Origin of the sequence: Sphingobacterium lactis (genome assembly GCF_011046555.1) — a bacterium.
Lineage (GTDB): Bacteria > Bacteroidota > Bacteroidia > Sphingobacteriales > Sphingobacteriaceae > Sphingobacterium > Sphingobacterium lactis.
This window is the reverse complement of record NZ_CP049246.1, coordinates 3,748,623-3,762,342: the sequence shown is the minus strand read 5'-3', so window position 1 is coordinate 3,762,342 and position 13,720 is coordinate 3,748,623. Positions and strand designations below refer to the sequence as shown.

General features: G+C 46.1%; 11 protein-coding genes. 5 read left to right on the top strand and 6 right to left on the bottom strand.

What is annotated here, in order from left to right; all coding sequences use genetic code 11:
* Window positions 1–28 precede the first annotated feature (28 nt).
* Window positions 29–1,585, bottom strand: coding sequence for an OmpP1/FadL family transporter (locus G6N79_RS16400; protein ID WP_103905690.1), 1,557 nt, complete (start codon window positions 1,583–1,585; stop codon window positions 29–31).
* Between the two features lie 74 nt (window positions 1,586–1,659).
* On the bottom strand, window positions 1,660–2,814 hold the full coding sequence (locus tag G6N79_RS17655) for an outer membrane protein assembly factor BamD (RefSeq protein ID WP_103905689.1): 1,155 nt from the start codon (window positions 2,812–2,814) through the stop codon (window positions 1,660–1,662).
* A 177-nt stretch (window positions 2,815–2,991) separates the two neighbouring features.
* Between G6N79_RS17655 and proS the strand changes: the two genes are divergently transcribed.
* The 4 genes from proS to G6N79_RS16375 all read left to right on the top strand — a co-directional run bounded on the left by proS (window position 2,992) and on the right by G6N79_RS16375 (window position 6,769).
* A complete protein-coding gene (proS, locus tag G6N79_RS16390; protein ID WP_103905688.1) occupies window positions 2,992–4,464 on the top strand; it encodes a proline--tRNA ligase in 1,473 nt (490 codons plus the stop codon).
* Between the two features lie 9 nt (window positions 4,465–4,473).
* Complete coding sequence (locus G6N79_RS16385; protein ID WP_103905687.1) at window positions 4,474–5,262, top strand: NAD-dependent epimerase/dehydratase family protein; 789 nt, start codon at window positions 4,474–4,476, stop codon at window positions 5,260–5,262.
* 28 nt (window positions 5,263–5,290) lie between these two features.
* Window positions 5,291–6,439: a cystathionine gamma-synthase gene (locus tag G6N79_RS16380; RefSeq protein ID WP_103905686.1), complete on the top strand. Its 1,149-nt coding sequence runs from the start codon at window positions 5,291–5,293 to the stop codon at window positions 6,437–6,439.
* Window positions 6,440–6,514: 75 nt separating this feature from the next.
* Window positions 6,515–6,769 carry a hypothetical protein gene (locus G6N79_RS16375; RefSeq protein ID WP_103905685.1) on the top strand — a complete coding sequence of 85 codons (255 nt, stop codon included), beginning with the start codon at window positions 6,515–6,517 and terminating at the stop codon, window positions 6,767–6,769.
* Between the two features lie 1,815 nt (window positions 6,770–8,584).
* On the opposite strand, the gene G6N79_RS16370 is transcribed toward G6N79_RS16375, so the two are convergent.
* From G6N79_RS16370 to G6N79_RS16360, 3 genes are read right to left on the bottom strand one after another with little or no spacing between them, the layout of a single operon-like run.
* The gene (locus G6N79_RS16370) at window positions 8,585–9,001 is read right to left on the bottom strand and encodes a hypothetical protein (protein WP_103905915.1); all 417 of its coding nucleotides are present in this window, start codon (window positions 8,999–9,001) and stop codon (window positions 8,585–8,587) included.
* A gap of 42 nt (window positions 9,002–9,043) precedes the next feature.
* The gene (locus G6N79_RS16365) at window positions 9,044–10,708 is read right to left on the bottom strand and encodes a M28 family metallopeptidase (protein WP_103905682.1); all 1,665 of its coding nucleotides are present in this window, start codon (window positions 10,706–10,708) and stop codon (window positions 9,044–9,046) included.
* Between the two features lie 42 nt (window positions 10,709–10,750).
* A complete protein-coding gene (locus G6N79_RS16360; RefSeq protein ID WP_234993169.1) occupies window positions 10,751–11,389 on the bottom strand; it encodes a SprT-like domain-containing protein in 639 nt (212 codons plus the stop codon).
* A 137-nt stretch (window positions 11,390–11,526) separates the two neighbouring features.
* On the opposite strand from G6N79_RS16360, the gene recN reads away from it, so the two are divergent.
* On the top strand, window positions 11,527–13,179 hold the full coding sequence (gene recN, locus G6N79_RS16355) for a DNA repair protein RecN (protein WP_103905681.1): 1,653 nt from the start codon (window positions 11,527–11,529) through the stop codon (window positions 13,177–13,179).
* A gap of 63 nt (window positions 13,180–13,242) precedes the next feature.
* Here the strand turns inward: recN and G6N79_RS16350 are convergent, their stop codons facing one another.
* Window positions 13,243–13,644 carry a hypothetical protein gene (locus tag G6N79_RS16350; RefSeq protein WP_103905680.1) on the bottom strand — a complete coding sequence of 134 codons (402 nt, stop codon included), beginning with the start codon at window positions 13,642–13,644 and terminating at the stop codon, window positions 13,243–13,245.
* Window positions 13,645–13,720: the final 76 nt, after the last annotated feature.

The window sequence follows — 13,720 nt, the reverse complement described above, 5'->3', positions numbered from 1 at the left end:
GGCTTTGTTGTGTGTTGTTGTTTGCTATTTAGAATTTAGCACCAATGGTCAATACAGCATTGCTCATGGTATTCTTTACGTTTGCCGTAGGCAATGGAATCTGATTGTTTTCAATCCAATATGGATTGTGTTGGAAGCTTAGCGATTTGTACATCATGCCTGTCAAATCCACATAGAATGATTTGCTGATCACATAACCCAATCCTGCACTGTAAATATAATCCGATGTTTCACTGCCTTTATATGGAGAGGAAAGTAGTCGGAAACCGGCACGTGCGGCCAATCTATCCGTAATAAGGACCTCACCACCCACATTTAGGTTGAAAGCACCCTTATAGGTATCTTCAATTTTATAGTTTTCAGAGTTTTCGAAGTTGTAATCCGGATCCTGAACCGTTTCTCTATACTTTATGGATTGGTAGTTTACATATTCCACATCCGCAGATAGCAATCCGCGTCCAAAAAATTTCGTAAACCCTACGGACGTTTTCCATGGCGTTACGATCGCATAGTCATATACGGGGTTTTCTACAGGAGATCCATAGCCCGGTTTCACCGTCTCGCTGCTGTTCTCGGTGCGGTAGTAATCAACTATCGTCTCGATATAGGCTTCTTCCTGTACCTCTGTCCAGGTAGGCGAGGTGATGTTTACACCGATGTTCCAATCCCAAGTTGGCTTAAAGAACATACCGATACCAAAATTCGCGCCGACGCCCTTAATTTTTACATCGCGAATGTCCGTTAGGTCATAACTCAGGTCGGTATAGCCATTTTCCACTGTTCCGGGTTTTCCGAAATTGGACTGTGGATTTTCTCGGCGGATTTCTTCAGCTGTCTTTGTCCATCCCTTTTCAAAGTTTGTTTTCTTGGAATCGTAATTCAATGATACAATCCCTACTTTGGCACCGATATAAAACTTGTTGCTGTAGTTCGCGCCAAAGGAAATCGAAGTCTGGTATTTTTGTCCTGTGATCTCATTTTCATATTGCTGGTTTTTTGGATCCGCCTCCAGGACGGTAGGGAAGTAATAGCCATTTTCACCCAGTTTCCTGTCAACCAAGTATGACCCCATAAATTCGCTGCCGAAAGATGGTGTCGCTTCCATAAGTTCCGTAAACTCATGAAGAATGGTGCTTTCCGTATTGGTGCCTGAATATTTCAGGTAATCGTTGAAGTTGTTCTGACGATCCAAGCTGATCCCAAAATTAAAGTTCTTCCAGCCAAAATCCGTATTGTTATAGGTAGGGTAGTGGATTACCACACCTGCATTCTCAATGCCGAATTTGCCATTGTTCATGGTCGTGGAATTACCGAAATATTCAGCTTTGTTCTGACTGTTGAAGTAACCTACTGTCACCGATACATCGGATTGTCCGTAGAAACCGAGCCCTGCCGGATTTCCGGAAATTGAGCTGATATCTCCACCCAAAGCGGTATTGACACCCCCCATCGCTTTGAAACGGGCAGTACCCGAGTTCAGGTCTCTGGAAATGGTAAACGCATTATCAGTCAATGTTTGTGCTTTGGTCTGTTGATAGCCAAAACTGAGGGCAAGGCAAGAGAGAACAAGTAATTTGCTTTTCATATAATATTCAATAATAATCGTAAGAAAGGAAAAAATATAGCCAATATGAACATATTGGCTATAGTATATTTTTATTAACGTCTGCCGCTTCTTCCGGATGAAGAACCGCCACCGCCACCGCTGGAACCTCTGCTGCTTCCGCCGCTGGAGAATCCGCCGCCGCTGCTTGAGCTTCCTCTGTTGAATCCACCGCTAGAACGTGTGGATGGTGCAGATGATCTGGTTGGTGTCTCACGCATCGTACCTTGTGATCTTGAACTTGGGGTTCTTGATGAAGGAACACGGTTCATGGTACCCTGTGATCTAGATGATGGAGTTCTGCCCATGCTACCTTGTGATCGTGAAGACGGTGTTCTTGAACCTACAGTTCCCTGCGATCTTGAGGATGGGGTTCTACCCATTGACGAGCGGTCTGAAGGTGTTCTTGAACCTACTGTACCTTGTGATCTCGATGAAGGTGTTCTGCCCACTGTTCCTCTGTCGTTGCCTCTGTTCGAAGTGTTACGCACGCTGGTGCTGCGGTTACTTGCCGCACGGCCAGTTAAGATTCTACCGCTTGCATCTCTGCTGATTGCAGAACGGCCGCTGCCGTAATTGTAACTGTTTCTATAACGTTCGCTGCGGTTGGATGCATAGCGTCCTGTGTTGCCATAGTAGCCTCCTCCATAATATCCGCCACCGTAATACGGGTGTCCGTAATAATTGTAGTATGAACTTGGTCCCCAGTAGTTATTTGCATACCAAGGTGATCCCCATCCGAATCCCCAGCCGTAGCCGTAACGGAATCCGTAAAACGGACCGCCACCCCAGCCATAACCGCCGTACCAAGGTGATCCCCAGCCCATGCCAAGAGACCAGCCAAAGCCTGAACTCCAGCCCAAGCCGAAACCTGAGTAGCCATACCAAGGGTCAAACCAAGGATCGTAATAGGACATACCCGGGCTGTTGTAATAGAAACGGTTGATACGGTTTGCATATTCCAACTGCTCCATGCCGCCTTCTGCATATTCCTCATCGGAATATTCATCAGCGTAATATTCGGATTGTTCCGCATATTGATCCCCTTCACCATCAGTGTAGTAGTAATCAGGACTTTGGTATACCGAACGCGAGTCTTGATTGTTGTAGACATCGTCCCGGTAAACTGTCCGACTTGTGGTCGAACAGGAGCTCAGCACACCTGCGAAAACGAGTGCCAGCCCGCCCAAAAATATCTTGTTCTTTTTCATGATCCTATACAGTTTTATTCGATTTTACAGTCATTTATTGTATCTTAGACCCGACTATATAGTCAGGGTTTAATCGATCTATCAAAATTACAAATAATTTTTTGTATTGCTTGAAAATAGGGGCTAAATGCCTGATTAACCCCATAGTATTGGTTAATTTTATATTTTTATTTATCGATGAGTAAAGGGATAACAAGCCGTAGCGAGGATTATTCGCAATGGTACAATGATCTGGTAATCAAAGCCGATCTTGCGGAATATTCCGCAGTTAGAGGATGTATGGTGATTAAGCCATATGGTTATGCCATCTGGGAGCGAATGCAAGCCATATTGGATAAGCGTTTTAAGGAAACAGGACACTCCAACGCATATTTCCCCTTATTTATCCCCAAGAGTTTCTTCTCCAAGGAAGCATCCCATGTGGAAGGCTTCGCTACGGAATGTGCCGTTGTAACCCACTACAGACTAAAAAATGATGGGAACGGACAGATCGTGGTGGATGAGGACGCAAAACTAGAAGAAGAACTGATCGTCCGTCCGACTTCGGAGACGATCATCTGGAATACCTACAGAGGCTGGATCGAGTCTTACCGTGATCTTCCGATCTTGGTGAATCAGTGGGCGAACGTAGTCCGTTGGGAAATGCGAACGCGCTTGTTCCTGAGAACAGCAGAATTCCTTTGGCAGGAAGGCCATACGGCACACGCCACACAGGAAGAGGCCATTGCCGAAGCACAACAGATGCTGGAGGTCTATGCCGATTTCGCCGAAGGTACATTAGCCGTACCGGTTGTGCGCGGTAGAAAGACTGAGAACGAACGTTTTGCTGGTGCCTTGGATACCCTTTGTATCGAAGCTCTGATGCAGGATGGTAAAGCATTACAGGCGGGAACATCCCATTTCTTGGGACAGAACTTCGCCAAAGCTTTCGATGTCAAGTTCACCAGTAAAGAAGGAAAGCTAGACTATGTCTGGGCAACATCCTGGGGTGTATCCACCCGTTTGATGGGCGCCTTGATCATGGCTCATTCGGATAACCAGGGCTTGGTATTGCCTCCGAAATTGGCTCCTATTCAAGTGGTCATTGTTCCGATCTATAAAACAGATGAGGAAAAAGCGAACCTGGATCAGTATGTGCACCAATTGTCTGCTGCATTGAAGCAGCTGGATATCAGCGTGAAATACGACGATCGCGATACGCAACGTCCAGGATTTAAATTTGCAGAATGGGAATTGAAAGGTGTGCCTTTGCGCGTAGCGATAGGAGCCCGAGATATGCAGAATGGAACCGTTGAGCTGGCGCGTCGCGATACGCAGACCAAGGAAACCGTGCAGCAAGCGGGTCTTCCTGACCACATTGCCGCACTCCTGGACGAAATTCAGCAGAACATCTTTAAAAAAGCGCTCGATTTCCGTACAGAGCACATCACCGAAGTGGAATCATACGATGAATTCAAAAAGGTGCTGGAAGAAAAGGGCGGTTTTATTTCCGCACATTGGGATGGCACAGTGGAAACGGAGAAACGTGTGAAGGAAGAGACCAAAGCGACCATCCGTTGTATACCGTTGGATGCGAAGGAAGAGGAAGGCGTGTGTATCTTCACCGGAAAGCCATCGAAGCAGCGCGTATTATTTGCGAAAGCTTATTAAGCACAACATATGAAAAACCTATTGATTTTAGGTTGCGGTTGGGTCGGCGAGGAGCTTGCCCAACAGTATCTGAAAAAAGGTTGGCAGGTGTGGGCAACGACCACATCACAAGAAAAATACCATCGCCTGATCGGCGATGGTATTTTTGCCTATACCCATAACTTTGATACGGATCTGAACTTGGATCTTCCCGTTGACATCACTTTTGATGCAGTGGTGACTTCCATTCCCGCAACCCAGCGCCAGACCATCGACGAGATCAAGCATCGGTTCTATCACGTATTCAATGTGCTGTCTGCCATCAATTATAGCAAGCACATCTTCCTGAGTTCGGTAGGGGTGTATCCGGATGAGGATGGTATTTTCGATGAAACCTATGCCAACGAGGACCGCATGAATGCAAAGCTCCGTCTTGCCGAAAAGCAGTTGATGAGCTTACCTTATACCCTGACCTTCCGTTTGGGTGGACTCTTTGGAAAGAAGCGGATCTTTGGTAAATATTTCGAGAACAAGGTGGTGACCACCGGAGACCAGCCAGCCAACTTTGTGCACCTGGACGATGTGGTTTCCCTGCTCAGCTTGGCTATTGCGGGAGATATTCCTGTGGGCTATTACAATGTCGTAGCACCCGAACATCCTTCAAAGAAGGAAGTGATACTGAAGAGTGCAGAAAAGTATATGTACGATTATCCTTCGGCCTTTACACCGCAGGATAGTTTTCAGAAAATCGTCCGTGGGGAAAAGCTCGCGACGCTGTTTAATTATGCCTTTAAATACCCTTCTCCATTAGATTTTTAATAACTTAGTCGGATAAAATTAGAATACTATGAATTATAAGTTTGCAACCAAGGCTATCCATGCCGGTCAGGAAGCAGATCCTACGACCGGTGCCGTGATGACACCCATATATCAGACATCGACCTATCAGCAGAAAGCTCCCGGAGACCACAAGGGCTTTGAATACTCCCGTGGTACCAACCCGACGCGTAAAGCATTGGAGGACTGCCTGGCAGCGCTCGAAAACGGAAAGTTCGGCTTGGCATTCGCCAGCGGTATGGCGGCAACGGACTGTGTGTTGCGCCTATTGCAGCCTGGTGACGAAGTCGTAACGGGAGATGACCTCTATGGCGGTTCCTACCGGATATTCACCAAGGTATATGAACCATTGGGCATTACCTTTAAGTTTGTCAATACCTCCGATCCGCAGGCCGTTGCCGATGCGATTTCCGATAAGACAAAATTAATCTGGGTAGAAACACCGACCAACCCAACGCTGAAGCTGGCGGATATTGCCGCAATCGGCAAGATCGCGAAAGAAAAAGGGATCCTATACGCTGTGGACAATACCTTTGCTTCACCGTACCTGCAGAATCCATTGGACCTCGGTGCTGATATCGTGATGCACTCGGTTACCAAATATTTGGGCGGACACTCCGATGTGGTTATGGGCGCATTGATCGTAAATGATGAGGAACTCTACAAGCAGTTGTGGTTTTATTACAACGCCTGTGGCGGTACTCCAGGACCTCAGGACGCATTCCTTGTCCTTCGCGGGATCAAGACGCTGCATCTGCGCATGAAAGCACACTGTGAAAACGGCCGTCAGGTAGCGGAATACCTGAAGAACCATCCGAAGATCGAAAAGATCTATTGGCCAGGGTTCGAGGATCACCCGGGACATGACGTAGCCAAGAAGCAGATGAAGGATTTCGGAGGGATGGTATCCATTGTATTAAAGGGAGCCGACCTGAACGAAACATTCCGCATTGCGTCAGGATTTAAGGTGTTCACACTGGCGGAATCGCTCGGCGGTGTGGAATCCCTGATCAATCACCCCGCGACCATGACACACGGTTCCATTCCGAAGGAAGCACGCGAGAAAGTCGGCGTTGTGGACAACCTGCTGCGCCTATCCGTAGGAATCGAAGATGCCGAAGACCTGATCGCCGATCTGGAGCAGGCCTTATCGCGTTAATTAATTGTAAAATATTATTTTATTTGCACATAGACTTTTGTACATTTGTGCAGCTTTAATAGAAGATAATTTATTATGGAAAATTCAACAGTAGAAAGACCAGCAAGACATACGGATAATAACGCTAACCGTACCGAATATTATGTTTCATTGACCGTTGCAATCGTTATCGGTTTAGTAGGTGTTTTCATTCGTTTCGTACCGGATGTTATTCCTGCGTTGGATCAAATGGCTTCTATTTTCTCATGGATTGCTAATATCGCTATCATTATTGCTTCCTACCTAGCATTCAAGATTGTTTTCGCAATCTTGGGCTTCAGCAAGAAATAAGGAAAGTACACAAGATAAAAAGAAAAGGTCCGGCGAATCGCCGGACCTTTTTTGTTGGGGGTTGGGAGCGGATTGAGGTGAATGGGGCTGTATGATAAGCAGGTGGAGATGTGCTAGCGCATGTTTAAGGCACAAAAAAAGGACCTTATACGGTACGCTGGCGCATGGGTTGTATGGGTTTGATCCAACACGCGCTAAAATAGTTACACCCCTAGCGGGGTTGCATGGGTGATAGGCAGCTGAAGAGAAATTTGGAATGCAATTATTTATGAGGTGCTGACGCATGTTTAAGGCACAAGAGATCCACCGCACATGGCCCTCCGCACAACTCTTGCGCCAGCGTTTTTTACGGTTTTAAAAGGGGCGATTTTTTGGGAGGTGATGGGCGCGCAAAGCGCGCCCATCACCTCCCAAAAAATCGCCCTAATCGCGCTAACCAGCATGCTGGCGCACGAGTTGTATGGGTTGAATTTGGGTTTTCCTAAAAGAGTTACACCCCTCTGGGGTTGTATGGGTTTGATCCAACACGCGCTAAAATAGTTACACCCCTAGCGGGGTTGCTGGGGATATAGGCCGATGAAGAGAAATTTGGGGTGCAATTAATTATGAGGTGCTGACGCATGTTTAAGGCACAAGAGATCCACCGCACTGGCCCTGCGCACAACTCTTGCGCCAGCATTTTTTACGGCTTTAAAAGGGGCGATTTTTTGGGTGTTCCTAAAATAGTTACACGCCTCTGGGGTTTCGTGGATTTGATCCAACATGAGCTAAAATAGTTACACCCCTAGCGGGGTTGCATGGCGGACTTGTGCCAAAACATGCCGTAGGCACATGGGAACAGCCAATACAGCTTTACACACAATACTTCTGAAGACGGAAAAATTTAATTGGTATCTAACACGCTATCCAACCCCGAAGGGGTGTTCCTAAAATAGTTACACCCCTAGCGGGGTTGCATGGCGGACTTGTGCCAAAACATGCCGTAGGCACATGGGAACAGCCAATACAGCTTTACACACAATACTTCTGAAGACGGAAAAATTTAATTGGTATCTAACACGCTATCCAACCCCGAAGGGGTGTCACTATTTTAGCATGTGTTTGCATAATACAAGCAACCCCAGAGGGGTGTAACTATAAATTTTTGCCAATACACCATTTTCCATGATATACGTTAATCAATGCCACCAAATAGCGCAAATAAACGCTTAAAGCAAACTTTACTTTTCTGCTTATTTATAGCATATACCATTGATATATAGTGTTTTATACTTAAAAACGCTCTACGTCCTCCCCAAACCCTTACCTAGACCTTGTCTGAGGTGAGAGCGTGGTGAGAGCGTACTGAGAGCGAGGTGAGAGCGTGTCTATAGACACGCTCTCACCTCGCTAGTACCCCGCACACACCTCGGATGCACCTCAGACAAGGTCTAACCCCGTCCAACGCTGGTTTTGCCTAAACCATATTTTTCTGAAATGGCAAAAGGAACCGTACCCGAATTGAAAATGTCAATTGGTGAGAGCGTGTCAGCGATAGGGATTCTGAAATAAAAAGTAATATTTCCTGAAAGAATGGTAAAATAACCAGAAAGAGGAGGTTTAGCGGTTGTTGGAATAAATATAAGAAATTGTTTTCCGTTATCAACGGCAATAACCGTTTAAATTGGACGGGAAGTTCATTATCTACCTGAGGATAACCTGTTGCATCGGGCAGGTGAATAGCGCATTGGACTTCTTCCAATAGCAAGAAGTAAAGCAACAAAAAAAGGCTGCTCAACATATGAACAGCCTTTTTCAATTTTTATTTCGTCCTACTTAGTTCAAGATGGACCAAGTAGCATAAGGGATTCTTGAAAGGATCAAGATCAAACCGATGATGTAGTAAATTAGGACCGTTTTGTTGGCCTGCTTTGCATCAGCGATTTTCTTGGATTTAGAATAGCCTACCGTGATCAGGATGATACCCAATAACATGGCAATTGGATGTTCTACGGTGTACAATCTGGATACGCTGTCGCCCATGGTGTCACCGGAAAGGTTTTGGAAACCACGTGCGGAAATAAAGTAAAGGATCAATCCAGTTACCAATTGAAGGTGGGCACTGATTAAACCGATAAGCGCGATCTTGCGGTTGTACGGTTTGTTTCCAGCAAGATTAACCAAGGTAATGATGATGGAGATAACGAGGGCTAGTAATAATACAATAGCCAGGGTTGAATGTAGATGTGTCATTCCTGTAAGCATGATAGTTTCAATTATTAATGAGCAAATATACTATTTTGACAGACGTTTGTCGCCTAATTCTTTAAACTCTGACTTTGCCTTGAAATTCGGAAACGTGGTTTCCATACTCAAGGTATAGCCGATATCGAAGAACAGACGGATGTCAGCCATGATTCCGTCGAAGTTCCAGTGATCATCGATTTCATCGGTTACAGCATGGTAGCGTCCTGCCAATGCCTGTTGGCGTTGGTTCAGCAGGGTTGTATCCTTTTCAAGATATTGTCCGCCACTGCCCATGTACAGACCGGGAACACCGACTTTCACGAAGTTGAAATGGTCCGAACGATAGAATCCGCCGGAAGTCGGACTGCCCTCAGGCATTAATTTCCGATTGAATTTGGCACCTGAAAGCACCGCATAATCTTCCAGTTCTGTCTGTCCGGTTCCAACAACGCGGAAACCATTCATTGCACCTGCCGGATTGAAGGAGTCCATGTTCAGGTTCGCAACGGTCGTTTTGATCGGGAAGATCGGGTGTTCGGCATAATACTGGGAGCCCAATAAGCCTTGTTCTTCTGCCGTAACCGCAAGGAAGACAATGCTGCGTTCAGGCTGCACCTTGGCCGCTTTGAAAGCCTTGGCAATCTCGAACAGAGCAGCAACACCTGTAGCGTTATCAATGGCACCATTGAAGATCGAATCGCCTTCTACAGCCTCGCCAATGCCCAGGTGATCCCAGTGTGCGGTATAGATGATGGTTTCATCAGGACGCTTCGAGCCCTTGATCATGCCCAACACATTGTTGGATTTGGATTCGCGAAACGTACTGGCCAATTTCACGCCCGTACTGATGTTCATCGGTACAGGTTTGAAGCCTTGTTTCTTTGCGTCCTCCATGATATCGGCCTTCAGACCACCCAAAGCAAATAATTTCTTCGCGGTCTCGGACGTGATCCATCCTTGGTACTTCACCAGATTGGACCCTTTGTTTTCAGGAATGAGGGATAGGCGCGGTCCAGACCAGCTGTTGCGTACCACATTCCAACCGTAGCTTGCCGCTTCAGTTTCATGGATAATCATGACTCCGGCAGCACCCTGACGGGAGGCTTCCTCAAATTTATAGGTCCAACGACCGTAATAGGTCATGGTATCGGCCTTGAATAAGTTTTTGTCGTATCGGCCCGGATCCGAAACCATTACCACGACGGTCTTGCCTTTTACATCCAAGCCCTCATAATCGTTCCAATTGAATTCCGGTGCAACGATACCAAATCCCGCAAATACGAGTTCCGTATTGGCGACATCGATCTGATCCGCCATTTGTGGCGTACCGATCACATAGTCATCCAAGTTGGTGACGGTGAGGTCGCCATTTTTGCCCTTGAAGGTCATCTTGGGATCGACAGGTTTGGAGCTGATCTCCACCATGGGTACCTCCTGGAAATAGGAGTCTCCATTGCCGGGTGCCAAGCCGATGGTCTTAAACTGATCTTGGATATAATTCACGGTAAGGGTATCGCCCTTGCTGAATGGTTTACGCCCTTGAAATTCGTCTGAGGCAAGTTGAGTGACATAGGCTTTGTAGCTCGTTTCATCGATTGCTGCCAATGCTGTAGAATCCAAACTGTTTTTGTCATAGCTGGAGGAACTTCCCCCGTCTTGGCAGGATGCCAGACCCAGCAATGCCGCTGCAGCGAATAAAAGATTTTGTTTCATAGAATTGTTGTAATAAACGGTAAGCTGTGTAATGTCACTAATTTACGGATTTGAATTCATTTCTACAGGGAAAACCTCCGCAATGGGGTGAAAAAGATAGATCCGCTGGGTTTTTACCTCCATGCATTTGTAGCGCTTGCGCAGTTTTTCCATCTTTTGGAAAACTCGGCCGTTGCGCGTAGCAAAATAGGTGTGGAATTCGATATGATCGATCGTTGTAGCGGTAGTCTCTCCGGCGTCGTAAGTCTTCAGTATCCGATACAGGTTGAGATCGGTGCAGCTGGAGGCCGCCGGGTTGTTCATGTAGCGGATCAAGGCCAAATTTACATCTTCTGGGAAGATATGGAGTTTAAGGAACGCATCCATCAGCCGCTTGAAATTTTCCTTCCATTCAGCGCCGTGGGGCTTCACTTTATTCTTGTATTCCTGCCAGGTCTTTAAGTGCGCAAATTCATGGACCGTCGTGATGAGAAACGAATAGGGATTCAGATCGTGATTGATCGTGATCTGGTGGGGTTCATTCCGGTAGGGAGATCGATAGTCTCCCAATTTCGATGCCCTGGATCGCGTCACCTTAAAGCGACAGCCCGAATCATTGATCCATTGGGAAATGATCGGTGCAGCAGCGGAAGGGATGTATTTGCTTAATTGTTTGCTGAAGTCAGGCATCCCTACAAACATATCAGATTGCGGGCAAATTTCAAGAATAAAAAGTCTTTATTTTTTCCATGGTTCAGGAATTAATTATATTTGAACAGCGTGCTCGTGCCGGATCACAGCATTCTGGCGCAGCACATCCTTTTAGAACGAGACACTGCATGTTAAGTAAGCTACAGATAAAGAATTATGCATTGATAGATGCATTGGACATCGACTTCAATCCTAAACTGAATATCATTACGGGGGAAACCGGAGCCGGGAAATCCATTATCATGGGTGCCCTGGGTTTGATCTTGGGTAATCGCGCCGAGAGCAAGCACTTCTTCGATGAAACAAAGAAATGTGTGATCGAAGGATCCTTTGCTATCCAGAATTACCAGTTGCAGGACTTATTTGCTTCCCTTGACTTGGATTACGATGACCTGAGCATTATCCGTCGGGAATTGCAGGCCGACGGTAAATCACGTGCTTTCGTCAATGATACTCCCGTTACATTGCAGACCCTGAAAATTTTGGGGGAGCAGCTGATCGATATCCACTCCCAGCATGCCACCCTGCAGATCAATACGGAAACCTTCCAGCTTCTGGTCCTGGATACGGTGGCTAAGCATACCGATCTGGTGCAGGATTACAAGAAACAATACCAGACGTTCAAAAAGCTGAAAACTGAATTGAAGCAGTTGGAAGAAGATCAGGATCGTTCGCGGCAGGAAGCGGATTACCATCAGTTTGTTTTCAATGAATTGGAGGAGGCTAACCTACAGGTGAACGAACAGGAAGACCTTGAAAGCGAACAGACCCAATTGGCAAATGCGGAGGAAATAAAAAGACATTTCCATGCAGCCAATGGACAATTGCAGGATGGAGAAATCAATATCCTGGATGGTCTGAAGCAGGTACAGGTCGCTCTGCAACAGGGGGTCCGCTATCTGCCCACGGCAGAGCCGTTATTGGAGCGTTTGCAGAGTACGCTGATCGAGCTGAAGGATCTGAGCGCTGAAATAGAACAGGTAGGGGATAGCGTCACGATGAATGAGGAACGACTTTCTATTGTCAACGAGCGCCTTTCCGGACTGTATGACCTGCAGAAAAAGCACAGGGTAACGACCGTAGCGGAGCTGCTCGCGCTTAAAGATGATTTCGAGGGTAAATTGATGGCTGCCGATTCGCAGAGCGAACAGATCGAAGCGTTAAAGATAGCCATTGAAAAGCAGCATACAGATTTACTTAAACTTGCGGCCCAGTTGACGCGCAACAGAACCAAAGCCACCAAGTTATTGGAGGATGAAGTTAAATCGGTACTTAACCGAGTAGGCATGCCGCACGCACAGCTCAAGGTTTCGATGGAGGTACTGGATACGTTTAAAAGTTCCGGTCAGGATGAGGTCGCGTTTCTTTTTTCTGCAAATAAGGGACAGACGCTGCAGCCCATTCACAAAGTGGCGTCTGGAGGAGAGCTTTCCCGCGTGATGCTCGCCATAAAATCACTGGTGGCCAAATCATCTGCACTGCCGACCATTATCTTTGACGAAATCGATACAGGAATTTCAGGTGAGGTTGCCCTACGCGTAGGGGAGGTGATGGAAGAACTCGCAGAAAATATGCAGGTCATCAGCATTACACACCTGCCACAGATCGCATCAAAAGGTGATGCACACTTTAAGGTCTATAAGGAGGATCTTGGGACCAAGACCAAATCGAATATTGTATTGATGGATTCCGAACAGCGGGTTTTGGAGATTGCACAGATGCTCAGTGGGGCAAATCCAGAAGAAACAGCCATACAGCATGCCAGAGAGATGCTGAAGTAATTAAATGCTTTGGAATTGAAAAAAGAAAGGAGCCCGATTGGACTCCTTTAATTTTTTTTTCTATTAGTTGCCTATTTCGGCATCTGAAACCATGATTTTCACCAACATTCCTTCAGGAGGTACTGGATTCGATCCCAGAAATTCTGCAAAGATCGTTACTTCACCTTTTCCATATTGGAAAGAATAGTGGTAATTCCCAATCGTAGCAGCGATGTTATCGTAGTAATTCGGGGATTTATCAAATGATATCGCCACATCCACGAATCCATCCTCAAAGATCCTATCCGTAATTTCAGGCATATCAAAAGTGTATTCGTACACATTACCAGTTCTTTTCCAATCTGCCGGTTTTACGGGTAATACGATCGTTTTACCTGGAAGGTAGTTGATAGTTTCTTTCGTACAAGAAGAAAATGTTACTAGGGAAGCTGTTCCAATAGCAAAAGCCAATAAAAGTTTTTTCATTATCATGATGTGGTAATTTGAGTAATAAGTCCTTAGTTATTAGATTAAAGACAAATATTCAGTAAGAAAGTTTAAA